We start from the raw sequence: 26,293 nt of genomic DNA, 5'->3' as shown, positions 1-26,293 counted from the left end.
CGCGGACAACGCAGACACCGCAGATACCGCGGACGTCACAGCCCCTTTAGTCATACAAACCCACAAACCAGCTGGTCTGTGGATGACCGGAGACGGGGCCGGGCCGGGACGTACGAAACTGTGGTCGTGATCCGAACCGACGCGATCGAGCGTCTTCCCGTTCGCCATGCCGTGCCCGAGCTGCTGAGCGCACTCGACGGGCGCGGCACGGCGGTCCTGTCCGCGCCGCCGGGCACCGGCAAGACCACGCTGGTGCCGCTGGCGCTGGCCGGGCTGACCGGGGCCGGGCCGCGGCGGCGGGTGCTGGTGGCCGAGCCGCGGCGGATGGCGGTCCGGGCCGCGGCCCGCCGGATGGCCTGGCTGCTGGGCCAGGAGGTCGGCGACGCCGTCGGATTCTCCGTGCGCGGGGAGCGGCGCACCGGACCCGGCACGGTCGTCGAAGTGGTGACCACCGGCGTCCTGCTGCAACGGCTCCAGCGCGACCCGGAGCTCGCCGGGGTGGACGTGGTGCTGCTCGACGAGTGCCATGAGCGCCATCTCGACGCGGACACCGCGATCGCCTTCCTCGTGGACGTACGGGACGCCCTGCGCCCGGAGCTCCAGCTGATCGCGGCGTCCGCCACCAGCGACGCCGAGGCCTGGTCGCGGCTTCTCACCGTCGCCGACGGCTCGGGGCCCGCCCCGGTGGTGCGGAGTACGGGACAGGGACACGGGGCGGCGATCCGCTACGCCCCGCCGCCCGCCGGGATCCGCCCGGCCCACGGCACCTGGGTGGACCCGCAACTGCTGCGCCATGTCGCGGCGACGGTCCGGCTGGCCCTGGAGGAGCACGAAGGCGATGTGCTCTGCTTCCTGCCGGGCACCGGCGAGATCGCCCGGACGGCCGGGATGCTGGACGGGGTGGACGCGGAAGTCCTCCAGTTGCACGGGCGGGCTCCGGCGGCGGTCCAGGACGCGGTGCTGCGGGGCGGCGAGGGGCGTCGGCGGGTGGTCCTGGCGACCTCCGTGGCCGAATCCAGTCTGACCGTGCCGGGGGTACGGATCGTGGTCGACTCGGGACTGGCCCGCGAGCCGCGCGTGGACCACGCCCGGGGTCTCGGGTCGCTGGCGACCGTGTCGGTGTCGGACGCCGGGGCGACCCAGCGCCTCGGTCGGGCGGGCCGGGAGGCGTTCGGCACGGTGTACCGGTGCTGGGCACCGGCCGACGACGTCCGGCGCCCGCGCTTCCCCTCCCCCGAGATCAAGATCGCGGACTTGGCGTCCTTCGCCCTGCGGGCGGCGTGCTGGGGCGATCCGAGCGCACAGGGGCTGGCACTGCTCGACGCCCCGCCGGCCGGGGCGATGGCCGCGGCCCGTTCTGTCCTGACCGCGATCGGCGCGGTGGACGAGGACGGCCGGGCCACTGAGCGGGGCGTACGGATGGCGAGGCTCGGGGTGCATCCCCGGCTGGCCCGCGCGCTCCTCGACGGCGCGGCCGAGGTGGGCGCGCGCCGGGCGGCCGAGGTGGTGGCGCTGCTGAGCGAGGAGCCTCCGAGGGAGTACGGGGACGACCTGGCCGCGGCGTGGCGCACGGCTCGCCGGGGCGGCGACGGATACGGGGCGCGCTGGCGCCAGGAGGTACGGCGGCTGACGTCGGCGGTCACGGGGGCGGGTTCCCCGTCACCGTCCGCCGGGAACTCCGGCTCCGGAAGCCCGCCGGGGCCGGCATCCGGTCAGGGGCGGGCGCCCGGTGCGGATGCGGGGTCGGGGTCGGGGTCGGACGATGCCGTCGCCGGGCTGGTCACCGCGCTGGCGTTTCCGGAGCGGGTGGCCCGGGCTCGGGGCGAGGGCTCGTTCCTGATGGTGTCCGGCACCCGGGCCGAGCTGGGCCAGGGGTCCGGGCTGCGCAGTGCGGAGTGGCTGGCGGTGGCCGTGGCGGACCGACCGGTTCAGGCCGCCTCGGCGCGGGTGCGGCTGGCCGCGGTCGTGGACGAGGGCATCGCGCGGGCGGTGGCCGGACCGCTGGGGGCCGAGGGTGAGGAGGTGCGGTGGGAGGACGGCGACGTGGTCGCCCGTCAGGTGGCGCGGCTGGGCGCGGTGGAGCTGTCGGTGCGGCCGCTGAAGCAGCCCGACCCCGCTCTGGTGCGCCAGGCGCTCCTGGACGGCCTGGCGAGGGAGGGCACGGGGCTGCTGCGGTGGTCGCGGGATGCCGTGGGGCTGCGGGAGCGGTTGGCGTTCCTGCACCGGACGCTGGGCGAGCCGTGGCCGGACGTGTCGGAGGAGGCACTGCTCGCGCGGGCCGAGGAGTGGCTGGAGCCGGAGCTCTCCCGGGCACGGCGCCGGGCGGATCTGGGACGGCTGGACGCGGGGCAGGCGCTGACGCGGCTGCTGCCGTGGGCGGGCGGCGAGGCGGCGCGGCTGGACGAGCTGGCCCCGGAGCGCATCGAGGTGCCGAGCGGGTCGCGGATCAGAGTGGAGTACGGGGGCGCCCAGCCGGTGCTCGCGGTGAAGCTCCAGGAGATGTTCGGGCTGGAGGGGACGCCGGAGGTCGCCGGGGTGCCCGTGCTCATACATCTGCTGTCCCCGGCGGGCCGGCCCGCCGCCGTCACCGCCGACCTGGCGAACTTCTGGCGGGAGGGGTACCGGGCGGTCCGTGCCGAGCTGCGCGGGCGCTATCCCAAGCACCCCTGGCCGGAGGACCCCTCGCAGGCTCGGCCGACGCGCCACACCAACGCCCGGCTCAAACGCTGACCTGCGAAAACACGGGCGGGGCTCCCCTCGCGGCCGACGGGTGCCGGGTTCACGCGCCGACCGGCTCGGGTTCGGTGCGGGTGGTCGGGGCCGAGGTGTCGGGGCGGCGGCCGCGGGCCTCCAGCCACAGGGAGAGGGCGAGCAGGGCGGCGCCGAGTCCGGCGAAGCCCCAGGGAAGGTAGGAGGTGAGCAGCAGGACCAGGGTGCGGTTCTTCTTGATCAGCGCGACCGTGTGGTCGACGTAGTCCTCGCGCATCTTCACATGACCGGAGAAGGCGGTGATCTTGTCTTGGCCGAACAGAGCCGTGGCGTTGCGGAGCTCCTCCTGATGGATCTCCTCGCCGTTGACCGGTCCGCCGGTCACGGGGTCGATCCAGAACATCCGCTTGGTGGAGTACCACCGGGTCAGACCGGTCTGCTTGGCGACCTCGGGGGTGACGCCGAGGGGCATCGCCTTGGGGAAGGGGACCTGGGTCCAGGGGACGGTCTGCTCGAAGTAGTAGACCTTCAGGCCGTGGAAGGTCGTCGTGCCCCTGTAGTGGATGGGGGCGGTGGTGCGGGTCTGGGCGTCGAAGTACTCGTAGTCCCGCTTCTCGGTGAGGAAGGGCCACTTGAACTCCAGGCCCTCGCGCTTGACCGGGTCGCCGTCGACCATCTCGCCGGTGGCGTGGACGGGGGCCTGGCTGTGGGCGTCGAAGACATAGCGCTCGGGGATCTTGGAGACGAACTGGCCCTTGTCGTCGAGGACATACGTCAGCGAGTCCCATACGACGACGTCCCTGCCCGCGGTCTTCTCGATCTTCCGGGACTCCTCGACGTTGCCCTTGAGGGTCTGCACGATCGTCACCTTGGGGACCGTCACGGACCTGAACCGCTGGTAGTCGATGAGGGTGGCGTTCCTGGCCTCCAGGACCGTCTCCTGATACTGGCTGGGCGGGACCTTGGCCAGCCGGGGGAAGGCATACCAGCGCAGCAGCGGTGAGAGGGCCGCGAAGAAGACGGCGAGGGCGAGCAGGATCAGGCTGGCTTTGCGTCGCATGCGGCCGGCTCTCCTCTACGTCTTCTGCTGCTTCTACTTCTTCTACTGCTTCCCGGGCGGGACGGCCCCGGGGGCGGTGGGGACGGTGGTGAGCAGGGGCTTGGGCGAGGTGGTGCCCTCGGGGCCGCCGATCGCGGTGACGGTCAGGACGATGGCGAGGGCGGCGGCGAGCCCGATGGCCGCGGCGACGAGGGCGCGCATGCTCGGCCTCCCGGAGCTGATGGGGCGTCAGGATTGGGGCACGGTAGCAACGCGGGGGTGAGATGAGAACACGTGGAACCGCCCCCGCTGCACTGGCGGCAGCGGGGGCGGTCCGTGGACGACGGCGGCGGGAGGCCGCGGGAGGCGAGGCGGTCAGGCGACCTTGAGCTGGACGTCGAGGGTGCCGCCGCCGGGGGTGGTGAGGCGGAGCACGAAGGTCCCGGTCTGGCCGTCCGCGTAGATCTTCGGGAGCCGCAGCACACCCTTGGCGTCGGTCTTCAGGTCCTTGAGGGACCGGAGGGGGTTGCCCTTCTCGTCCTTGAAGTAGGGGCCCTTGTCGTTGACCTTGGCGTCGGCGACCGGGGTGCCGGCGGCGGGCGCCTCGGGCGTGACGATCATCGCGGCGGAGACGGCGATACCGGGGACGACGGCTCCCTTGTACGTGGCCTTGACCTCCACGTAGTTGGCGAACTCCGCGCCGGGGGCGGCCGTCAGCTCCTTGGTGTCGGTGCGCGCGAGGGCGTCCGCCTGGCGGGCGTTGACGGTGGCCGTCCACGTGATCTCGGGCAGGCCGGTACCGGCGACGGTGGCCCGGACGGTGAAGGTGCCGCTCTGCTCGCCCGCCAGCAGGGCGGGGGCGGTGGCGCGGCCGTCGGCGCCGGTGGTGACCGTGACCTGGGTGGCGCCGTCCGGGAAGCGGGCGTCGGTGGTGCCGGTGATCTGGAAGCGGACGGTGGCCTTGCCCATCGGCCGGCCGAACTGGTCCTTGACCCGTGCCGTGGGCCGGCCCTCGAACGAGGTGCCCGCGGTGGCGGTCAGGGGCGCGGTGCCCGCGTCCTCGAACGTGCTGGCCTTCTTCGACGGCAGCGGCCTGGGCGAGCTGGGCTCGCTCGGGGTCGGCTTGGCGGGCTCCGGGTGCGTCGGCTTGGGGCTCGGCCTGGACGGGCTCGGCTTCGGCGTCGGGGTGGGGCTCGCCGGGTGCGGAGCCGGGGTCGGGACCGTGTGGGCGGGGCGGCGGGCCGGGGTGTCGCTACGGCTGCCGGGCAGCACGCCCGTACCGTTCGGGATCTCGTGCGTGCCGCGCTTGTAGTAGTCGAACCACGACTGGACCGTCGTCAGGTACGTCCGCGAGTGGTTGTAGCTGAGAATCGCCTCGTCCAGCTTGGACTGGACGGCGAGGTCGCGGTTGCCGCACAGGTAGTAGGCGGTGGCCAGCGAGGCGTCGTAGATGTTGTTGGGATCCTTGCGGCCGTCGCCGTTGCCGTCGCGGCCGGAGCTCGCCCAGGTGGAGGGGATGAACTGCATGGGGCCGACGGCGCGGTCGTGGACCGCGTCACCGTCGTAGACGCCGCTGTCGGTGTCGGTGATGTTCGCGAAGCCGGCGCCGTTGAGGACCGGGCCCAGGATCGGGCTGAGGGTGGTGCCGTTGGCGTCGACCTGGCCGCCGTTGGCCTGGCCGGACTCGACCTTGCCGATGGCCGCGAGTATCTCCCAGGGGAGGTGGCAGGAGGCCCGGTCGCGGGCGAGTTCGGCCTCGGCCTTCTTGTAGGCGTCGAGAATCGTCGCGGGTATGCCCTGCTGGTCGGCGCCGAGGACGGGCGAACCGGTACTCGGGGTGGCCGGCGGGTTCGGGGAGACGAGGGGCGGAAGGTCCGTGTAGTACGGCGAGTTGCCGCTGGCCGGGGCTCCGGGGGGAGGCGTCGGGGTGCCGGACGCCGCGTGTTCACCCGCCGGGCCGTCGGCCAGGACTCCGGGGCCCTGGGAGGCGGAGAGCGCCGCCACCGCCGCCGCGGCCACAGCGGTCGTGGTCGCCCCCTTGCGCAGCCGTCGACCGATCTGCGGTGCCATGTGTCCAGCCCCTCCCCGTGGTCAGCAGTTCGCGCTCCCCAGCGCAGGCTCCTGGAGACCCTAACGGACCCACCGGGTGCCGCGACACCGCCCCTTGACCCTTATTCACCTTTTCACCGCTTCGTCACCCCTGAGCCACTGGGATATGGCGAGGAATCGGTTGTCGCTCGACCCCTCCGTGGGCTACCGCGCCAGGGCGTCCGCGCGGCGGCTGCCGTGCGGCGGCCTGCCCGCCGGGTGCGGCTCCCGGCGGGCAGGTCCTCTCGTCTCCGGCGCTCTCGGACCCGTGCTCAGTGCGCGGCGGACTCCCAGTCCGCGCCCGCGCCCACCGAGACGTCCAGCGGCGCGCGCAGCGACACCGCGGCGGCCATCTCCCGGCGGACCAGCGCCTCGACCTTCTCGCGCTCGCCGGGGGCGACCTCCAGGACGATTTCGTCGTGCACCTGGAGCAGCAGCCGGGAGTCGAGGCCCGCCTCGGTCAGCGCCCGGTCCACCCTGAGCATGGCGACCTTGACGATGTCCGCCGCCGTGCCCTGGATCGGGGCGTTGAGCGCCATCCGCTCGGCCATCTCGCGGCGCTGGCGGTTGTCACTGTTGAGGTCCGGCAGATAGCGGCGGCGGCCCAGCATCGTCTCCGTGTAACCGGTCGCCCTGGCCTCCTCCACCACGCGCTGGAGGTAGTCCCGTACGCCGCCGAAGCGCTCGAAGAAGGTGTCCATCAGGCCGCGCGCCTCGGCCGCCTCGATGTTCAGCTGCTGGGAGAGGCCGAACGCGGAGAGGCCGTAGGCCAGGCCGTACGACATGGCCTTGATCTTGCGGCGCATCTCCGGGTCGACCTGGGTCTTGTCGACGCCGAAGACCTGGGAGGCGACCGTGGTGTGCAGGTCCTCGCCCGAGGTGAAGGCCTCGATGAGGCCCGCGTCCTCCGAGAGGTGGGCCATCACCCGCAGCTCGATCTGGCTGTAGTCGGCGGTGAGCAGCGACTCGAAGCCCTCGCCGACCACGAAGCCGCGGCGGATGGCGCGGCCCTCGTCCGTACGCACCGGGATGTTCTGGAGGTTGGGGTCGGTGGAGGAGAGGCGGCCGGTCGCGGCGACCGTCTGGTTGAAGGTGGTGTGGATGCGGCCGTCCGCCGCGACGGTCTTGATCAGACCCTCGACGGTGACGCGCAGCTTCGCCTGCTCGCGGTGGCGCAGCATGATGACCGGCAGCTCGTGCTCGGTCTGGGCGGCCAGCCACGCCAGCGCGTCGGCGTCCGTCGTGTAGCCCGTCTTGGTCTTCTTGGTCTTGGGCAGGGCGAGCTCGCCGAAGAGGACTTCCTGGAGCTGCTTGGGCGAGCCCAGGTTGAACTCGTGGCCCACCGAGGCGTGCGCCTCCTTCACGGCCTGCTGCACCGCGCCCGCGAACTGCTGCTCCATCGCCTCCAGATGGGCGCGGTCGGCCGCGATGCCGTACCGCTCCATCTTGGCGAGGAGGGCCGAGGTGGGCAGCTCGACGTCGTGGAGCAGGTCGGCGGCGCCGACCTCCTTGAGCCGCTCGGTGAAGGCCTCGCCCAGGTCCAGGACCGCGCGCGCCTGGGTCATCAGGGCCTCGGCCTCGGCCTGGTCGTCGGTGCCGAAGGCGAGCTGGCCGTCGACGGCGGCCGGGGCGAGCTCGCGCCCCAGGTACTCCACGGAGAGCGCGTCCAGGGCGAAGGAGCGGCGGCCGGGCTTGACCAGGTACGCGGCGAGCGCCGTGTCCATGGTGACGCCCGCGACGCTCCAGCCGTGCTCGGGGAAGACCCGCATCGCGGCCTTGGCGTTGTGCAGGACCTTGGGCCTGGCGGCATCCGCGATCCAGGCGGCGAAGGCGCGCTCGTCCGCCTCGTCCAGCTCGGAGGGGTCGAACCAGGCGGCAGGGCCGTCCGCGGCGGCCAGCGCGATCTCGCTCACGCTGCCCGTGCCGAGCGCCCAGGCGTCCACGGTGGCCAGGCCGAGCGGCCCCGAGCCGTGCTCGGCGAGCCAGGGGGCGAGCTCGCCCGCGCCCAGCACCGCGCCGTCCAGCTCCACACCGGCGGCGGGGGCCGGGGCCTCCTGCTCGCCCTCGCCCGGGTCGACCGCGAGCAGCCGCTCGCGCAGCGACGCGTTGCGGATCTCCAGCACGTCCAGGACGCCGATCAGCGCCGTCCGGTCGTACGGCAGGCGCTCCAGGTCGGCGGGGGCCTTGGGCAGCTCCACGTCGCGCACCATCTCGGTGAGGCGGCGGTTGAGGCTGACGGACTCCAGGTGGTCCCTGAAGTTCTGCCCGGCCTTGCCCTTGACCTCGTCCGCGCGCGCGACCAGCTGCTCGAAGGAGCCGAACTGGTTGATCCACTTCGCGGCGGTCTTCTCGCCCACGCCCGGGATGCCCGGCAGGTTGTCGGACGGGTCGCCGCGCAGCGCCGCGAAGTCCGGGTACTGCCGCGGGGTCAGGCCGTACTTCTCCTCGACCTTCTCCGGGGTGAAGCGGGTCAGCTCGGAGACGCCCTTGGTGGGGTAGAGCACGGTCACGTGCTCGGAGACCAGCTGGAAGGCGTCGCGGTCGCCGGTGACGATGAGGACCTCGAAGCCCTCGGCCTCGGCCTGGGTGGCGAGCGTCGCGATGACGTCGTCGGCCTCGAAGCCCTCGGTCGCGAAGCGCGGGGCGTTCATCGCGTCCAGGAGCTCGCCGATCAGCTCGACCTGGCCGCGGAACTCGTCGGGGGTCTTGGAGCGGTTCGCCTTGTACTCGGGGAACTCCTCGGAGCGCCACGTCTTGCGCGACACGTCGAACGCCACCGCGAAGTGCGTGGGCGACTCGTCACGCAGCGTGTTCGCCAGCATCGACATGAAGCCGTACACGGCGTTGGTCGGCTGACCCGCTCCGGTCGTGAAGTTCTCCGCGGGCAGCGCGAAGAACGCCCGGTACGCCAGGGAGTGCCCGTCCATGAGGAGCAGGCGCGGTCGGTTGTCAGGGGTCTTCTTCGATGCCGTCTCAGCCACGTCCCCGATCCTGCCACGCCCCACTGACAATCCCCGCCAGTGTGCGGCGGGGACCGCGCCGGGGCCGCTGTCAGTGGTCCGTGACAGGATCGGAACCGTACGTATCGCACACGTCGCTCGAAGGGGAGCGCCATGGCCACCAAGCCGCCCGCAGGGGACCCGGTTCAGGACGCGCCGCAGGTCGAGCCGCCCAAGCACGCCGCCGCCGGGCTGCCCGCGATCGGGTACACGGCGCTGGTGGCCCAGCAGCAGATGGGCGTGGCCCGGGCGACGCGGACGCTGCTGAAGGTCAACCAGAAGGACGGCTTCGACTGTCCGGGCTGCGCCTGGCCGGAGGGCGACAAGCGGCACGTGGCGGAGTTCTGCGAGAACGGGGCGAAGGCGGTCGCCGAGGAGGCGACGCTGCGCCGCGTCACCCCGGACTTCTTCGCCGCGCACCCCCTCTCCGACCTCGCGGGCCGCAGCGGGTACTGGCTGGGACAGCAGGGCCGGATCACCCACCCGATGTACCTGCCGGAGGGCGCCGACCGGTACGAGGCGGTGACCTGGGAGCGGGCGTTCGAGATCATCGCGGACGAGCTGAAGGCGCTGGACTCGCCGGACGAGGCGCTCTTCTACACCTCGGGGCGCACCAGCAACGAGGCCGCGTTCCTGCTCCAGCTCTTCGCGCGCGAGTTCGGCACGAACAACCTGCCGGACTGCTCCAACATGTGCCACGAGTCGTCCGGCTCGGCGCTCACCGAGACCATCGGCATCGGCAAGGGCAGCGTCTCCCTGGAGGACCTGCACCAGGCCGACCTGATCATCGTCGCCGGGCAGAACCCGGGCACCAACCATCCCCGGATGCTCTCCGCCCTGGAAGAGGCCAAGCGGGCGGGCGCGAAGATCATCTCGGTGAACCCGCTGCCCGAGGCGGGCATGGAGCGCTTCAAGAACCCGCAGACCGCCAAGGGCCTGGCGCTCGGCGGCCAGAAGCTCAACGACCTCTTCCTCCAGATCCGCATCGGCGGCGACCAGGCACTGTTCCGCCTGCTCAACAAGATGATCGTGGAGACCGAGGGGGCCGTGGACGAGCTGTTCGTCCGCGAGCACACCCATGGGTACGAGGAGTTCGCCGAGGCGGCGCGGGCCGCCGACTGGGACGAGACGCTGGCCGCGACGGGCCTCACGCGCGCGGAGATCGAGCAGGCGCTGTCCATGGCGCTCGCCTCCCGGCGCACCATCGTCTGCTGGGCGATGGGCCTGACCCAGCACAAGCACGCGGTCGCGACCATCCGGGAAGTGGTCAACTTCCTTCTGCTGCGCGGCAACATCGGCCGCACCGGCGCCGGTGTCTGCCCGGTGCGCGGCCACTCGAACGTCCAGGGCGACCGCACCATGGGCATCTTCGAGCGGCCCGCGCCCGCGTTCCTCGACGCGCTGGAGAAGGAGTTCGGCTTCGCCCCGCCGCGCCACCACGGTTACGACGTGGTCCGCGCCATCGAGGCGCTGCGCGACGGCAGGGCCAAGGTGTTCTTCGCGATGGGCGGCAACTTCGTGGGCGCCACGCCCGACACGGAGGTCACCGAGGCCGCGATGCGCCGCGCCTCGCTCACCGTCCACGTGTCGACCAAGCTCAACCGCTCCCACGCGGTCACCGGCCGGCGCGCGCTGATCCTGCCGACGCTCGGGCGCACGGACAAGGACGTACAGAAGAGCGGCAAGCAGTTCGTCACCGTCGAGGACTCGATGGGGCTGGTGCACTCCTCGCGCGGCAACCTGCGGCCCGCGAGCCCGCACCTGCTCTCCGAGCCCGCCATCGTCGCCCGCCTCGCGCGCGCCACGCTCGGTGCGGGATCGACGGTGGAGTGGGAGGAGTTCGAGAAGGACTACGCGCGGATCCGCGACCGTATCGCGCGCGTGGTCCCCGGCTTCGAGGACTTCAACGCGCGCGTGGCGAAGCCCGGCGGCTTCCGGCTGCCGCACGGGCCGCGCGACGAGCGCCGCTTCCCCACCGCCACCGGCAAGGCCAACTTCACGGCGGCGCCGGTGGAGTATCCGAGGGTGCCCGAGGGCCGGCTGCTGCTGCAGACCCTGCGCTCGCACGACCAGTACAACACCACGATCTACGGCCTGGACGACCGTTACCGGGGCATCAAGGGCGGGCGCCGGGTGGTCCTGGTGAACCCGGAGGACGGGCGGGAGCTGGGCTTCGCGGACGGGGCGTACGCGGACCTGGTGAGCGAGTGGAAGGACGGGGTGGAGCGGCGGGCGCCGGGGTTCCGGGTCGTGTACTACCCGACGACGCGGGGGTGCGCGGCGGCGTACTACCCGGAGACCAACGTCCTGGTGCCGCTGGACTCCACGGCGGACACCAGCAACACCCCTGCCAGCAAGTCCGTGATCGTGCGTCTGGAACAATCGGCGACCGTCTAAGCGTTCGCTCAGACAGGTCGGCTTGTTCCGCCGGCCACGGAGACGGAACCGGACCACCACGATCGGAGTCCCGCGCCATGGGTGAGCAGAGCAAGGTGAAGTTCCCGCAGGGGGTCGTCGACGAGTACGCGGCGCTGGGCATCGACCTGCCCGCGCTGTTCTCCGCGGGGCACCTCGGCACCCGGATGGGCGTGCAGGTCCTGGAGGCCTCGGCCGAGCGGGTCGTCGGCACGATGCCGGTCGAGGGCAACACCCAGCCGTACGGGCTGCTGCACGGCGGGGCGTCGGCCGTGCTGGCCGAGACGCTCGGGTCCGTGGGGGCGATGCTGCACGGGGGGATCACCAAGATCGCGGTGGGCGTGGATCTGAACTGCACGCATCACCGAGGGGTGCGCAGTGGGCTGGTCACGGGGGTGGCTACGCCGGTGCATCGGGGGCGGTCCACGGCGACGTACGAGGTCGTGATCACGGATGAGGACGGTAAGCGGGTGTGTTCGGCTCGGCTTACTTGTCTGCTGCGGGATGCGGAGGGGGCGCGGGGGTAAGGGGTTATGCCCCCACCCCGCCCCTTCCCTCAACCCTCCGGGGGTGGGCGGGGGGAGGTGGGTTTCCCGGGGGCCGCGCCCCCGGGGCCCCCGTTGCGGGGGCTGCGCCCCCTGCACCCCGCTCCGTGTTGATCCGCGGGCCGGTGGGGGCTGGTCGCGCAGTTCCCCGCGCCCCTGAAGTCCTCGGCCTCCGGCCCTCGGACACCTCCCGCCGGAGGAAGTGAACCTGCGGCGCACCGAAGCACCCAAAGGGCGCGGACCCAACAGCCCCCACCCCACTCGCAGACACCCCCGACCCCCAGGGGCGCGGGGAACTGCGCGCGCAACCACCCACGGGCCCGCAGACGGACAGCGCACCCCCGGCCCCCCAGGGGCGCGGGGAACTGCGCGACCAGCCACCCACCGGCCCGCAGACGAACAGCAAGCCCCCCCCCCCGGGCCTCCACGCACACACCCGCCCACAGACAAAGTCCGGCTCAGCACGGGCGCGGGGAACTGCGCGGGTGACCCACCACCGGCCCGCAGACGAACAGCCCCCCCCCGGCCGCCGAGGGGCGCGGGGAACTGCGCGGGCAGCCGCCCACCGGCCCGCAGACGAACAGCAAGCCCCGACACCCCCGCACCCGCCCGCAGACGAACCCCCGTCGGCGGCCATCGGCGCGACCCACTCAAAAAACCCAACCCCCTCCCCCCGCACCCCAGTTGTGTCACCGATCGTGACCCCCTACCGTTCCCGTCATGGTGAGCCCATCGGGAATCGGACACCCCGTCGCGCGGCGGTACATTCCGCTCCGGTTCGGGGTCGGTGTGTGCGCCGCCGGGGTGCTTCTCGTCGGTGGCGGGGTCGTCGGGTGTTCCTCTGAGGGATCGCGCGCCACTGTCGTCACAGCCGTCCCCGCCCCCACCACCAGCACCCCCGAAGAGGACTGCCGGCAGCTGGTCGGCTACTGGGCCCGGGCCGTGATCCAGAACAACCGCTGGTCGGGGCTGGACTGGGAGCAGAAGGGGTTCTCGATCGACCAGCACGCGATCCATGAGCGGATCGTCGCCGCGGCCCGGGACGAGCAGCGCGCGCACGGCACCGGGGCCGCGCTGCGGCTGGTGGACCGCCGGGCGCGGGAGGAGTGCACCGTGCGTCACGGGGCGATGGGGGGTGGTCGCCACTAGCGCCGCGCCCGGTCCGCGCCCGGTCCGCATCCAGTCCGTGTCGCGTCCGGGACGGGGCCACACCGCTCTTCCGGCCACTCCCGATCGTAACGCTCCGTAACTCGGGCGAAAGGGATGAACGGGATCCGCGCTTCCGGACCGCATTCACAAGATCATTACGAAAATCCGCGACAGGGACAACGCCGCAGGTGGGGCGGGTACCCCCGACAAACCCCCTGTCAGTAGCAAGATCCGCTCAAGCCCCTTAGCGGAACTGGGAATTCTCAGTATGTGGGCGTTCTTCGGGCGCACCAATGCCCCCATCTGTCCACAGAGTTCCCCTCGGCGTGTCCGCTCGTCATAACAAGAAAGTCACATCCTGACCTTCCCTGGTCCCCGACTCCGCCACCTGCGCCTAGAGTCACGGCCAGTCACCGCGCCGCCGGGCGCGTCTGCTGCACGGCCCCTGTACCACCCCCAGTACGGCCCGGCGAGTCACACGGCGCCTCAGCGGAGGCGTCGCGCCAGGGAGAGGACATATCGTGCGACACCGTTCCTTGCTCATACTCACCACCGTGCTCACCACGGGGGCTCTCACCCTCACCGCGTGCGGTTCGCGCGACAAGAAGGACGACGAGGGCGGCGGCAAGACGACGACCGTGGTCATCGGTGTCGACGCCCCGCTCACCGGCCAGAACTCGGCCACCGGCCTCGGCATCCAGTACGGCGTGCAGATAGCCGTCGACGACGCCAACGCCAAGAACCTGGTCCCGGGCGTGAAATTCGCGGTCAAGGCGCTGGACGACAAGGCGCTGCCGCCGACCGGCCAGCAGAACGCCACGGCCCTCGTCGCCAACAAGGACGTCCTCGGTGTGGTCGGCCCGCTGAACTCGGGCGTCGCCCAGACGATGCAGCAGGTCTTCGCCAACGCCAACCTCGTCGAGATCTCCCCCTCGAACACCAACCCCACCCTGACCCAGGGCAAGGACTGGGCGGCCGGGAACAAGACCCGCCCGTTCAAGACCTACTTCCGTACCGCCACCACCGACGCCATCCAGGGCGGCTTCGCGGCGGACTACGCGGTCAACACGATGAAGAAGAAGAACGTCTTCGTCGTCGACGACAAGCAGACCTACGGTGCAGGCCTGGCCGCCCTCTTCAAGCAGGGCTTCACCAAGGCCGGCGGCAAGGTCGCGGGCGAGGACCACGTCAACGTGGGCGACAAGGACTTCGCCACCCTCGTCACCAAGATCAAGAACTCGGGGGCGGACCTGGTCTACTACGGCGGCCAGTACGACGAGGCGCAGATCGTCACCAAGCAGCTCAAGGACTCCGGCGCGAAGATCCCGCTCTTCGGCGGTGACGGCATCTACAGCGACACCTTCATCACCACCGCCGGCAAGGCGGGCGAGGGCGACCTCGCCACCTCGGTCGGTGTCCCGGTCGACACCCTCCAGGCCGCCAAGGACTTCATCCAGAAGTACAAGGACAAGAAGTACCCGGGCGACTACGGCACCTACGGCGGCTACTCGTACGACGCGGCCACCGCGATCATCAAGGCCATCGGCAACGTGGTGAAGGACGGCAAGGTCCCGGCCGACGCCCGCCAGCAGGTCGTCGCCGAGGTCCAGAAGACCAACTTCGAGGGCATCGCCGGCAAGGTCTCGTTCGACGAGTTCGGTGACACCACCAACAAGCAGCTGACCGTCTACCAGGTCACGGACGGCAAGTGGAAGGCCGTGAAGAGCGGCACGTACAACGCCGGCTGATCCCAGCCCGCTCCTGTACGACCCGCACCACCTGCTCCACCCGCACCACCTGCTCCACCCGCTGCACCGGTTCCACCCGCATCACCGCTCCACAGCACCACCGCACCACCCGCACGACAACAGGGCCGCGCGGCCACGACAACCGTCTACCGCGCGGCCCGACGTCTACTCCCTCGCACTCACTCCCCATCCACATGGAGGCCATGCGGTGCACACCCTGCCGCAACAGCTGGCCAACGGGCTGCTCCTCGGCTCGATGTACGGGCTGATCGCCATCGGCTACACGATGGTGTACGGCATCGTCCAGCTCATCAACTTCGCCCACGGCGAGATCTTCATGACCGGCGCCTTCGGCGGACTCACGGTCTACCTCTACGTGCTGCCCGACGGCATATCCATGTGGATAGCCCTCCCCCTGATGCTCATCGGCGGCGCACTCGTCTCCGTGCTCATCGCCCTGGGGGCGGAACGCTTCGCCTACCGGCCCCTGCGCGGCGCGCCACGCCTGGCGCCACTGATCACCGCGATCGGCCTCTCGCTCGCGCTCCAGCAGGCGGTCTTCAACTGGTACCCGAAGGCCAAGAACGACGAACCGTTCCCGCAGCTCCCGGGCGGACCGTTCCACGTCGGCTCGATCACCTTCGGTTCCGGTGACATCTTCCTGATCACCGCGGCCCCGCTCTGCATGGCGGCGCTCGCGCTCTTCGTCCGCTCCTCGCGCACCGGCCGCGCCATGCAGGCCACCGCGCAGGACCCGGACACCGCCCAGCTCATGGGCATCGACACCAACCGCATCATCATGATCGCGTTCGCCATCGGTGGCATCTTCGCCGCCGTCGCGGGTGTCGCCTGGGGCCTGAAGTACGGCTCCATCAAGTACGAGATGGGCTTCCAGGCCGGCCTCAAGGCGTTCACCGCCGCGGTCCTCGGCGGCATCGGCAACATCTACGGCGCCATGATCGGCGGCGTGGTCCTGGGCCTCGCCGAGACCATGGCCAGCGCCTACATCTCCGACGTCCCCGGGATGCAGCAGCTCGGCGGCTCCGGCTGGGCCAACGTCTGGGCGTTCGTCCTCCTCATCCTCGTCCTGCTCTTCAGGCCACAAGGCCTGGTGGGCGAACGCGTCGCGGACAGGGCGTGATCCACATGACCACCAGCACCACCACCAGCACGGCCGCCCCCGCGGCCGAGCCGCGCGGCATCCTCCCGCTGCCCGCGTCCGCCGCCCGGCTGCTCGTCGCGGTCGGCGCCGTCGCCACCATCGCCTCGACCTTCCTCGCCTGGACCTGGACCTCCGAGTTCCCCGGCGACCTCACCGTCACCGGCTACCCGGCCGGCCTCCAGACCCTCACCCTGATCGCCGGCGCGCTCACCCTGCTCTACGCCCTCGCGGGCTACGGGGTGCGGGGCCTGGGCTGGGTCAACCCCGGCCGCACCAACAACCCGGTGCTGCTCGCCGCGGTCTCCGCGTTCGCCGTCGTCTGGTACACCGCGATCGCCATCGCGTACGACCTCGGCGGCCTCGCCAACCTGGAGCCGGGCGCGTTCGTCGCGGCCGTCGCCTCCCTGCTGCCGGTCGTCGGCGCGCTCGCGCTGCCCCGTCCGGGCCGCTCGCTGCGCGACCACATCGCCAAGCCCGACCGCATCCCGGCCGCCGCGCCGGTGCCCAGCTGGGTCCAGCGGCTGATCATCTCGCTGGCCACCGCCCTCGGCCTGGTCGTCTTCACGTACGGCATCGGCATCGACGACGAGGAGAGCGAGACCTTCATCGGTCTGCTGCTCCTGGTCCTGTTCGCCTCCATGGCGCTGTTCGCCGCGGGCCTCTTCGACCGGTTCACCGAACTCAACGCCCGGCACAAGGGATTCGCCACCACCGCGGTCTTCCTCGCGGCCGTGATCTTCCCCTTCACCCAGAGCGAGGACCACAACGCCAACCTCGGCGCCAACATCCTCATCTTCGGCACCGTCGCCCTCGGCCTCAACATCGTCGTCGGCCTCACCGGTCTGCTCGACCTCGGGTACGTGGCCTTCCTCGGCGTCGGCGCCTATGCCGCCGCCCTGGTCTCCGGCTCCGAGTTCTCCCGCTTCTCCGGGGTGCAGGTCCCCTTCTGGGCCGCCGCGCTGATCGGTATGGGAGCGTCACTCGTCTTCGGCGTGATCATCGGCGCACCGACACTGCGGCTGCGCGGCGACTATCTGGCCATCGTCACCCTCGGCTTCGGAGAGATCTTCCGGATCACGGTCAACAACCTCGACGGCCACTCCGGTCCCAACCTCACCAATGGCCCCAACGGCATCTCCCAGATTCCCGACCTGGAGATCTTCGGGTTCAACCTGGGCGCCGCGCACGACATCGCCGGACGCACCATCGGGCGCTTCGGCAACTACCTGTTCCTGATGCTGCTGATCACGGCCCTCATCGTGCTCGTCTTCAACCGCGCGGCGAACTCCCGTATCGGCCGCTCCTGGATCGCCATCCGCGAGGACGAGACCGCCGCCACCGCCATGGGCATCAACGGCTTCCGGGTCAAGCTCATCGCCTTCGCCCTGGGCGCCTCCCTCGCGGGTCTCGCGGGCACGGTCTTCGCCCACGTCAACTACAGCGTGGTGCCCACCCCGTTCCAGTTCGCCGGCGCGGCCCCGCCCAACTCGGCCTTCCTGCTCGCGGCCGTCGTCCTCGGCGGCATGGGCACGGTCAGCGGCCCGCTGCTCGGCGCCTCGATGCTCTACCTCCTCCCCGAGAAGCTCAGCTTCCTCAAGGAGTACGAGCTCTTCGGCTTCGGTGTCGCCCTCATCCTGCTGATGCGGTTCCGCCCCGAGGGCATCGTCGCCAACCGGCGCCGCCAGCTCGAATTCCACGAGACCGGCCAGCTGGACGTCCCCGAAAAGGGCCTTCCGGACACCACCGTCGGCGTCACCAAGGCGGAGGCGTAACCACGATGACCGCACAGACCATCACCACCGCCCCCAGCCCGGTGCTCCAGGCGTCCGGTGTCACCATGCGGTTCGGCGGGCTGACCGCCGTACGCAATGTCGACCTCACCGTCAACAGCGGCGAGATCGTCGGTCTCATCGGCCCCAACGGCGCCGGCAAGACCACCTTCTTCAACTGCCTCACCGGGCTCTACGTCCCCACCGAGGGCAAGGTCTCGTACAAGGGCACCGTGCTGCCGCCCAAGCCGCACCTGGTCACCCAGGCCGGTATCGCGCGCACCTTCCAGAACATCCGGCTCTTCGCCAACATGACCGTTCTGGAGAACGTGCTCGTCGGCCGCCACACCCGCACCAAGGAGGGCCTCTGGTCCGCCCTGCTGCGCGGCCCCGGCTTCAAGAAGGCCGAGGCCAAGTCCCGCGAGCGGGCCATGGAACTCCTGGAGTTCATCGGCCTGGCGCACAAGGCGGACCACCTCGCCCGCAATCTGCCCTACGGCGAGCAGCGCAAGCTGGAGATCGCCCGGGCGCTGGCGAGCGAGCCGGGGCTGCTGCTCCTGGACGAGCCGACCGCCGGTATGAACCCGCAGGAGACCCGGGCCACCGAGGAACTGGTCTTCGCCATCCGGGACATGGGCATCGCCGTCCTCGTCATCGAGCACGACATGCGCTTCATCTTCAACCTGTGCGACCGCGTGACGGTGCTGCTCCAGGGCGAGAAGCTCGTCGAGGGCACGTCCGACGTGGTGCAGGGCGACGAGCGCGTCATCGCGGCGTACCTCGGCACCCCGTTCGAGGGGGCGCCCGGGGACGAGGAGGTCGCGGAGGTGGAGGCGGCGGCTGCCGCGGCGGCGGGTTCCGCCGAGGCCCCGGCCCCCGCGAAGACCCTCGCGGAGGCCCCGGCGGAGGCCCCTGCGGCTCCGGCCGAGGCCGAGTCCGACGCGGCCGAGTCCGGCACCGCACCGGCCGAGGCCGAGGCCGACGCCGGCAGGGACGCCGACGCCGACGCTCCACGAAAGACCCGCACCGAAGGAGACTCCCAGTGACCGCTCTTCTGGAAGTCGAGGACCTCCGCGTCGCCTACGGCAAGATCGAGGCCGTCAAGGGGATCTCCTTCAGCGTCGAGGCGGGCCAGGTCGTCACGCTCATCGGCACCAACGGCGCCGGCAAGACCACGACCCTGCGGACCCTGTCGGGCCTGCTCAAGCCCTCCGGCGGACGGATCACCTTCGACGGGAAGCCGCTGGCCAACATCCCCGCGCACAAGATCGTGTCGCTGGGGCTGGCCCACTCCCCCGAGGGCCGGCACATCTTCCCGAGGCTTTCCATCGCCGAGAACCTCCAGCTCGGAGCGTTCCTGCGGAACGACAAGGAAGGCATCGAGAAGGACATCCAGCGGGCCTACGAGCTGTTCCCCATTCTGGGCGAGCGGCGCAAGCAGGCGGCCGGCACGCTGTCCGGCGGCGAGCAGCAGATGCTCGCCATGGGCCGGGCCCTGATGTCCCAGCCCAAGCTGCTGATGCTGGACGAGCCGTCGATGGGCCTCTCCCCGATCATGATGCAGAAGATCATGGAGACCATCGTCGAGCTCAAGGCCCAGGGCACCACGATCCTGCTCGTCGAGCAGAACGCCCAGGCCGCGCTGTCCCTGGCGGACCACGCCCATGTGATGGAAGTCGGCGAGATCAAGCTCTCCGGCTCCGGGCAGGACCTCCTCCACGACGAGAACGTCCGCAAGACGTACCTCGGCGAGGACTAGCGACGGTTACGTGTACGGGCCGCGCCACGAAGAGTGGCGCGGCCCGTACGCGTTGAGGGGCGCGGGGAACCGCGCGACCAGCCACGGATCACCGCAGACAAAAACCGGGCCGCGCCTACCCCTTCGCCGCCTTCTTCTCCTCCGCGTCCTCGATGACCGCCTCCGCCACCTGCTGCATCGACAGGCGCCGGTCCATCGACGTCTTCTGGATCCAGCGGAACGCGGCGGGCTCGGTCAGCCCGTACTGCGTCTGGAGGATCGACTTCGCGCGGTCGACCAGCTTGCGCGTCTCCAGGCGCTGCGAGAGGTCCGCGACCTCCTGCTCCAGCGCCTTCAGCTCGGTGAAGCGGGAGACCGCCATCTCGATCGCGGGCACGACGTCGCTCTTGGAGAACGGCTTCACGAGGTACGCCATCGCACCGGCGTCCCGCGCCCGCTCCACCAGGTCGCGCTGGGAGAACGCGGTGAGCATCAGGACCGGGGCGATGGACTCCTTGGCGATCTGCTCGGCCGCCGAGATGCCGTCCAGGACGGGCATCTTCACATCGAGGATGACCAGGTCGGGGCGGTGCTCCCGGGCGAGCTCGACGGCCTTCTGCCCGTCCCCGGCCTCTCCGACGACCGCGTAGCCCTCTTCTTCGAGCATCTCTTTGAGATCGAGGCGGATGAGGGCCTCGTCCTCGGCGATGACGACGCGGGTCGTCAGCGGCGGGACGTGCGACTGGTCGTCGTCGGCGACGGGCTGGGGCGACTCGGGGGCGGTCACGGGGGCTCCTTGTTGCGGGGCAGGCACTGCTTCCCAAGAGCGTACCCAGCTGCGGTAAGGTGTGGTCACGGCGGGTAGCCGCCTACCTTTGGTTCCAAGGATGCCCCGGTAGCCCAGCGGTAGAGGCAATGGTCTCAAACACCATCCAGCGTCGGTTCGAATCCGACCCGGGGTACTTTTCGTGCGAATCCATGGTCACGCACCGTTGAGGTCGGCCCCGTCGGCGCCCGCCCTTCGAAGCCGGGCCCTCGGGTGGTCCCCCCTCCGGCCCGGCCTCCGTTCCCGCCGCAGTGCGATTCAGCCCGTGGGGCTGTCGTCCTCGCCGATGTGGTGGACGCGGACCAGGTTCGTGGAGCCCGCGACGCCGGGCGGGGAGCCCGCCGTGATGACCACGATGTCTCCGCGCCGGCAGCGGCCGATCTTCAGGAGTTGTTCGTCGACCTGCGCCACCATCGCGTCCGTCGACTCCACGTGCGGCCCGAGGAAGGCCTCCACGCCCCAGGTGAGGTTGAGCTGGGAGCGGGTGGCGGGGTCGGGGGTGAAGGCGAGCAGCGGGATCGGGGAGCGGTAGCGGGAGAGGCGCTTGACCGTGTCGCCGGACTGGGTGAAGGCGACGAGGTACTTGGCGTTCAGGAAGTCGCCCATCTCGGCCGCCGCGCGGGCCACCGCGCCGCCCTGGGTGCGGGGCTTGCTGCGTTCGGTGAGCGGGGGCAGTCCCTTGGCGAGGACGTCCTCCTCGGCCGCCTCCACGATGCGGCTCATGGTGCGGACGGTCTCCACCGGGTACTTGCCGACGCTCGTCTCGCCGGAGAGCATCACCGCGTCCGTGCCGTCGATGACGGCGTTGGCGACGTCGCTGGCCTCGGCCCTGGTGGGGCGGGAGTTGTCGATCATCGAGTCGAGCATCTGGGTGGCGACGATGACCGGCTTGGCGTTCCGCTTGGCGAGCTTGATGGCTCGCTTCTGGACGATCGGGACCTGTTCCAGGGGCATCTCGACGCCCAGGTCGCCGCGCGCCACCATGATTCCGTCGAAGGCGGCCACGATGTCGTCGATGTTGTCGACGGCCTGCGGCTTCTCGATCTTGGCGATCACGGGGACGCGGCGGCCCTCCTCGTCCATGACGCGGTGGACGTCCTCGATGTCGCGGCCGCTGCGGACGAAGGAGAGCGCGATGACGTCGGCGCCGGTGCGCAGGGCCCAGCGCAGGTCCTCGACGTCCTTCTCGGAGAGCGCGGGGACGGAGACGGCGACGCCGGGGAGGTTGAGCCCTTTGTGGTCGGAGACCATGCCGCCCTCGACGACGCGGGTGCGTACGCGCGGGCCTTCGACGCCGACGACTTCCAGAGCGACCTTGCCGTCGTCGACGAGGATGCGCTCGCCGGTGGTGACGTCGTCGGCGAGGCCGGAGTAGGTGGTGCCGCAGGTCTGGCGGTCGCCCTCGATGTTCTCCACGGTGATGGTGAACTCGTCGCCGCGTTCAAGCAGTACGGGACCTTCGCGGAAACGTCCGAGGCGGATCTTCGGGCCTTGAAGGTCGGCGAGCACTCCCACGCTGCGGCCCGTCTCGTCGGCGGCCTTGCGCACGCGGTGGTAGCGCTCCTCGTGGTCCGCGTACGTGCCGTGGCTGAGGTTGAAGCGGGCGACGTCCATTCCGGCCTCGACCAGTGCTTTGATCTGGTCGTACGTGTCGGTGGCGGGCCCCAGGGTACAGACGATCTTTGCTCGGCGCATGCTTCGAGCCTAGGGCTTACCGGCCGGTAGAGAATTGGTCCGGCATGACTACTCAACAACCTTTGCATGAAGGGTTATTGACAACTGTTGAATTGTGCGCGGGGGTGCTCCGATGAGCGGGTGGCGCCTTGTCCCGAGCCCGGCGCAAACCCTTGACATGTTCAGATCTCAACGCTGGAATATGTGCGTTTTCGTTTGAGCTCGTTGAATTTGGCGTTCCTACCTCGACGGAGCCGCACATGTCATCGCTCAAAGGACTCACCAGGCTCAGAACAGTCGGCAAACGGGCCGGCACAGCCTTCGCCGCCCTGCCCCTCCTCGCGGGCGGCCTGGTCGCCCTCGCCGCCACGGGGGCTCCGCCCGCCGCCGCCGCGCCTTCCGCCGCGACCGTGGGCAACGGGCTGGCCCGGACCCCCCAGATGGGGTTCAACAACTGGAACTCCACGCACTGCCGCGCCGAGTTCAACGAGACGATGGTCAAGGGGATCGCCGACACCTTCGTCTCGCAGGGCCTCAAGGACGCCGGGTACACCTACGTCAACCTGGACGACTGCTGGGCCCTGCCGAACCGGGACGCGAGCGGCAACCTCGTCCCCGACCCGGTGCGCTTCCCGCACGGGATCAAGGCCGTGGCCGACTATGTGCACGCCAAAGGCCTGAAGTTCGGCCTCTACTCCAGCGCGGGCACCAAGACCTGCGACGGCCAGGGCTTCCCCGGCGGTCTCGGCCACGAGCAGCAGGACGCGAACCTGTGGGCCTCCTGGGGCGTCGACTACCTCAAGTACGACAACTGCAACAACGCCGGTGTCGACGCCAGGCAGCGCTACCGGGCGATGGGCGACGCGCTGACGGCCGCCACCCGCTCCACCGGCCGCCCCATCCTGTACAGCATCTGCGAATGGGGCTCCAACCAGCCCTGGACCTGGGCACCGGAGATCGGCAACTCCTGGCGGACCACCGGGGACATCAGCGACTCCTGGTCGAGCATGATCTCCATCGCCCACCAGAACCAGCCGCTCGCGCCGTACGCCGGTCCGGGCGCCTGGAACGACCCCGACATGCTGGAGGTCGGCAACGGCGGGATGAGCGACGCCGAGTACCGCACCCACTTCAGCCTCTGGTCGCAGATGGCCGCGCCGCTGCTGATCGGCAGCGATCTGCGCACCGCGAGCCCCTCGACGCTCGCCATCCTCAAGAACACCGACGTGATCGCGGTGGACCAGGACCCGCTGGGCCGCCAGGGCACGGTCGTCTCCAGCTCCAGCGGGCTCGTGGTGATGGCGAAACCGCTGGCCGACGGCGGCCGTTCGGTCACGCTCACCAACGAGACCACCTCCCCCAGGACGATCTCCACGACGGTGCGGGAGATCGGCATCGGCGGGGCGTCCTCGTACGCGCTCAAAGACCTCTGGTCGAAGGCCACCAGCACCACCACCAGCGCCATCAGCGCCTCGGTGCCCGCGCACGGCACGGTCATGTTCCGGGTGACGCCGGGCAGTCCGGTGCCGCCGCCGACCGGCCTGAGCCAGCTGAGCGATCTCTCCTGGACCTCGGCGACGGGCGGCTGGGGCCCGGTGGAGCGCGACCGCAGCAACGGCGAGCAGACGGCGGGCGACGGGCGCGCGCTGACCATCGGCGGCACGGCGTACGCCAAGGGCCTCGGCACCCACGCGCCCAGTGAGATCACGTACCACCTGGGCGGCGTCTGCACCTCCCTCGGGGTGGACGTGGGCGTCGACGACGAGTCGGTGAGCCAGGGGTCGGTGCGGTTCCAGATCTGGCGCGACGGCACGCTGGCCGCCGACAGCGGGGTGCGGACCGCCGCCGACGGACCCAAACACCTGAGCGCCGACCTGCGGGGCGGTACCGCGCTGCGGCTGGTGGTCACCGACGCCGGTGACGGCACCGCCTACGACCACGCCGACTGGGCCGACGCCAAGCTGGCCTGCGGCAGCGGCCCCTCGGCCGGTACGCACGACCTCGGCGACCTGACCTGGTCCTCGGCCGCCAACGGGTGGGGGCCGGTCGAGAAGGACCGCAGCAACGCCGAGCAGGCGGCGGGCGACGGCCGGCCGCTCACCGTGGGCGGGACGGTGTACGCGAAGGGGCTCGGCACCCACGCGGCTTCCACCGTCGCGTACTACCTGGGCGGGGGCTGCTCCTCGCTGACCACGGCGGTGGGGGTGGACGACGAGGTCACCACCAAGGGGTCGGTGGTGTTCCAGATCTGGCGGGACGGGAAGCTCGCCGCCGACAGCGGGAAGCTGACGTCGGCGGACGCGGCGCGGCCGCTGAGCGCGGACGTCACGGGCGCCATGGAGGTACGGCTGGTGGTCACCGACGCCGGTGACGGCGTCGACTACGACCACGCCGACTGGGCGGGTCCCCGGGTGACCTGCGGATAGGCGGGGGCGCGGTTCCGGGTGGCGAGGGCCGCCCGGGACCGCGTGTTTTCCGGTGGTCATCCGATCGAAACCCGCCAGGGGTGTTGCGGATGGCCGGTTCTACGCCAAAATCCTCTCGACCTTCTACGCGCGTCGAGGACGTCTACGCGCGTAACACCTCGTCAGGGAGTGCATCACATGCCGCTGAACCGCAGGACGTTCCTGGGCACCACGGCCGCCGCCGGAGCCGGTGCGGCCATAGCCGGGGGCGTCGCCGCCCCCGCCGAGGCCCATGAGCGCGGGCACGGGCACGGCCACACGCCGAAGCGGTACTCGTTCAGCGTCATGGGCACCACCGACCTGCACGGCAACGTCTTCAACTGGGACTACTTCACCGACAAGGAGTTCGACGACAAGGCCCACAACGACGTCGGCCTCGCCAAGATCTCCACGCTCGTCGAGCAGGTCCGCAAGGAGAAGGGCCGCCACAACACCCTCATGATCGACGCGGGTGACACCATCCAGGGCACCCAGCTGTCGTACTACTACGCCAAGGTCGACCCGATCACGGCCAAGCACGGCCCGGTCCACCCGATGGCGCAGGCCATGAACGCGATCGGCTACCACGCAGCCGCCCTCGGCAACCACGAGTTCAACTACGGCATCCCGGTGCTGCGCACGTTCGAGGAGCAGTGCGACTTCCCGCTGCTCGGCGCCAACGCGCTGGACGCGAAGACCCTGAAGCCGGCCTTCCCGCCGTACGTCATCAAGCGGCTGTGCACCCCGCACGGGCGGGACGTGAAGGTCGCGGTCCTCGGGCTGACCAACCCCGGCATCGCCATCTGGGACAAGGCCAACGTCAGCGGCAGGATGGTCTTCCCGGGCCTGGAGGAGCAGGCCGCGAAGTGGGTGCCGAGGCTGCGGTCGATGGGCGCGGACGTGGTGGTCGTGGCCGCCCACTCGGGCTCCTCCGGCACCTCCTCCTACGGTGACCAGCTGCCGTACATCGAGAACGCGGCGGCGCTGGTGGCCCAGCAGGTGCCGGGGATCGACGCGATCCTGGTCGGGCACGCGCACACGGAGATTCCCGAGTACCGGGTGGCGAACAAGGAGACCGGCAAGGAGGTCGTGCTCTCCGAGCCGCTGAAGTGGGGTCAGCGGCTGACCGTCTTCGACTTCGACCTGGTGTGGGAGAAGGGCCGCTGGACGGTCGAGAAGGCGGGCGCGAAGGTCCTCGACTCCAGCACCGCCGTCGAGGACCCGAAGATCGTCCGGCTGCTCTCCGACGAGCACCGGAAGGTCGTGGCCTACGTCAACCAGGTCATCGGCACGTCGAAGGCGGCGATGAGCACCGCCGAGGCGGCCTGGAAGGACGAGCCGATCATCGACCTGATCAACGCGGTCCAGACGGACACGGTGAAGGCGGCGCTCGCGGGCGGCGCCTACGCGGCGCTGCCGGTGCTGTCGCAGGCCTCCTGCTTCTCGCGCACGGCCGTCATCCCGGCCGGCCAGGTCACCATCAAGGACGCGGCCGGGCTGTACCCGTTCGAGAACACGCTGGAGGCGCGGGTGCTGACGGGCGCGCAGCTCAAGGACTACCTGGAGTTCTCGGCGCGGTACTACGTGCGGACGCCGGCCGGGGCGCCGGTGGACCCGGCGAAGCTGACGAACGCGGAGAACACGCCGGACTACAACTACGACGCGGTGTCGGGGCTGGTGTACGACATCGACATCGCGCAGCCGGCCGGCTCGCGGATCGTGAACCTGTCCTTCCAGGGCAAGCCGCTGGACCCGGCCGCGCAGTTCGTGCTGGCGGTCAACAACTACCGTGCCAACGGCGGCGGCAACTTCCCGCACGTCGCCGGGGCGAAGCAGGTGTGGGCGAACTCCGAGGAGATCCGCAACACGATCATCGCGTGGGTGAAGGCCAAGGGCGTCGTGGACCCCGCCGCGTTCGCCTCCGTGGACTGGAAGCTGGTCCGGGACGGGGTCGCCGTCTTCTAGGCCGCCCTTCGGGCGCGCCCGGG

17 protein-coding genes and 1 tRNA gene are annotated in these 26,293 nt (G+C 70.9%); 12 read left to right on the top strand and 6 right to left on the bottom strand.

What is annotated here, in order from left to right; translation table 11 throughout:
* Positions 1-126: 126 nt before the first annotated feature.
* A complete protein-coding gene (gene hrpB, locus ABZ404_RS14370; protein ID WP_358834888.1) occupies positions 127-2,730 on the top strand; it encodes an ATP-dependent helicase HrpB in 2,604 nt (867 codons plus the stop codon).
* A gap of 49 nt (positions 2,731-2,779) precedes the next feature.
* Here hrpB and ABZ404_RS14365 read toward each other — a convergent pair whose 3' ends face one another.
* The 4 genes from ABZ404_RS14365 to polA all read right to left on the bottom strand — a co-directional run bounded on the left by ABZ404_RS14365 (position 2,780) and on the right by polA (position 8,817).
* Positions 2,780-3,769 carry a DUF3068 domain-containing protein gene (locus tag ABZ404_RS14365; RefSeq protein WP_358834887.1) on the bottom strand — a complete coding sequence of 330 codons (990 nt, stop codon included), beginning with the start codon at positions 3,767-3,769 and terminating at the stop codon, positions 2,780-2,782.
* Between the two features lie 42 nt (positions 3,770-3,811).
* Entirely contained in the window at positions 3,812-3,970 is a 159-nt protein-coding gene (locus ABZ404_RS14360) for an SPW_0924 family protein (RefSeq protein ID WP_358834886.1), read from the bottom strand.
* Positions 3,971-4,123: 153 nt separating this feature from the next.
* A complete protein-coding gene (locus ABZ404_RS14355; RefSeq protein WP_358834885.1) occupies positions 4,124-5,818 on the bottom strand; it encodes a lytic murein transglycosylase in 1,695 nt (564 codons plus the stop codon).
* Positions 5,819-6,108: 290 nt separating this feature from the next.
* Positions 6,109-8,817, bottom strand: a complete 2,709-nt coding sequence (gene polA / locus ABZ404_RS14350) for a DNA polymerase I (protein WP_358837234.1) — start codon at positions 8,815-8,817, stop codon at positions 6,109-6,111.
* A 132-nt stretch (positions 8,818-8,949) separates the two neighbouring features.
* Between polA and ABZ404_RS14345 the strand changes: the two genes are divergently transcribed.
* The 8 genes from ABZ404_RS14345 to ABZ404_RS14310 all read left to right on the top strand — a co-directional run bounded on the left by ABZ404_RS14345 (position 8,950) and on the right by ABZ404_RS14310 (position 19,382).
* Positions 8,950-11,232: an FdhF/YdeP family oxidoreductase gene (locus ABZ404_RS14345; RefSeq protein WP_358837233.1), complete on the top strand. Its 2,283-nt coding sequence runs from the start codon at positions 8,950-8,952 to the stop codon at positions 11,230-11,232.
* Positions 11,233-11,309: 77 nt separating this feature from the next.
* Positions 11,310-11,777, top strand: coding sequence for a hotdog fold thioesterase (locus ABZ404_RS14340; protein ID WP_358837232.1), 468 nt, complete (start codon positions 11,310-11,312; stop codon positions 11,775-11,777).
* A 738-nt stretch (positions 11,778-12,515) separates the two neighbouring features.
* Positions 12,516-12,944, top strand: a complete 429-nt coding sequence (locus tag ABZ404_RS14335) for a hypothetical protein (protein ID WP_358835140.1) — start codon at positions 12,516-12,518, stop codon at positions 12,942-12,944.
* A gap of 521 nt (positions 12,945-13,465) precedes the next feature.
* A complete protein-coding gene (locus ABZ404_RS14330) occupies positions 13,466-14,692 on the top strand; it encodes a branched-chain amino acid ABC transporter substrate-binding protein (protein WP_358835141.1) in 1,227 nt (408 codons plus the stop codon).
* A gap of 208 nt (positions 14,693-14,900) precedes the next feature.
* Positions 14,901-15,833, top strand: coding sequence for a branched-chain amino acid ABC transporter permease (locus ABZ404_RS14325; RefSeq protein ID WP_358835142.1), 933 nt, complete (start codon positions 14,901-14,903; stop codon positions 15,831-15,833).
* Positions 15,834-15,838: 5 nt separating this feature from the next.
* Entirely contained in the window at positions 15,839-17,626 is a 1,788-nt protein-coding gene (locus ABZ404_RS14320; RefSeq protein WP_358835143.1) for a branched-chain amino acid ABC transporter permease, read from the top strand.
* A 5-nt stretch (positions 17,627-17,631) separates the two neighbouring features.
* Positions 17,632-18,669 (top strand): ABC transporter ATP-binding protein, encoded by a 1,038-nt coding sequence (locus ABZ404_RS14315; protein ID WP_358835144.1) that lies wholly within the window; start codon positions 17,632-17,634, stop codon positions 18,667-18,669.
* Positions 18,666-19,382 carry an ABC transporter ATP-binding protein gene (locus tag ABZ404_RS14310; protein ID WP_358835145.1) on the top strand — a complete coding sequence of 239 codons (717 nt, stop codon included), beginning with the start codon at positions 18,666-18,668 and terminating at the stop codon, positions 19,380-19,382. Before ABZ404_RS14315 ends, ABZ404_RS14310 begins: the two co-directional genes overlap by 4 nt.
* Positions 19,383-19,497: 115 nt before the next feature.
* Here ABZ404_RS14310 and ABZ404_RS14305 read toward each other — a convergent pair whose 3' ends face one another.
* Positions 19,498-20,148: a response regulator gene (locus ABZ404_RS14305; protein WP_358835146.1), complete on the bottom strand. Its 651-nt coding sequence runs from the start codon at positions 20,146-20,148 to the stop codon at positions 19,498-19,500.
* A 102-nt stretch (positions 20,149-20,250) separates the two neighbouring features.
* Between ABZ404_RS14305 and ABZ404_RS14300 the strand changes: the two genes are divergently transcribed.
* Positions 20,251-20,323, top strand: a tRNA-Leu gene (locus ABZ404_RS14300).
* A 122-nt stretch (positions 20,324-20,445) separates the two neighbouring features.
* Here the strand turns inward: ABZ404_RS14300 and pyk are convergent.
* Complete coding sequence (gene pyk / locus ABZ404_RS14295; RefSeq protein ID WP_358835147.1) at positions 20,446-21,882, bottom strand: pyruvate kinase; 1,437 nt, start codon at positions 21,880-21,882, stop codon at positions 20,446-20,448.
* Positions 21,883-22,121: 239 nt separating this feature from the next.
* Here pyk and ABZ404_RS14290 point away from each other — a divergent pair, with 239 nt between their 5' ends.
* Positions 22,122-24,287 carry an NPCBM/NEW2 domain-containing protein gene (locus ABZ404_RS14290; RefSeq protein WP_358835148.1) on the top strand — a complete coding sequence of 722 codons (2,166 nt, stop codon included), beginning with the start codon at positions 22,122-22,124 and terminating at the stop codon, positions 24,285-24,287.
* A 177-nt stretch (positions 24,288-24,464) separates the two neighbouring features.
* Positions 24,465-26,270, top strand: a complete 1,806-nt coding sequence (locus tag ABZ404_RS14285; protein WP_358835149.1) for a 5'-nucleotidase C-terminal domain-containing protein — start codon at positions 24,465-24,467, stop codon at positions 26,268-26,270.
* Positions 26,271-26,293 lie beyond the last annotated feature (23 nt).

It is taken from the genome of Streptomyces sp. NPDC005878, from assembly GCF_040629815.1.
Taxonomy (GTDB): domain Bacteria; phylum Actinomycetota; class Actinomycetes; order Streptomycetales; family Streptomycetaceae; genus Streptomyces.
This window is presented reverse-complemented; position numbering and strand designations above follow the sequence as displayed.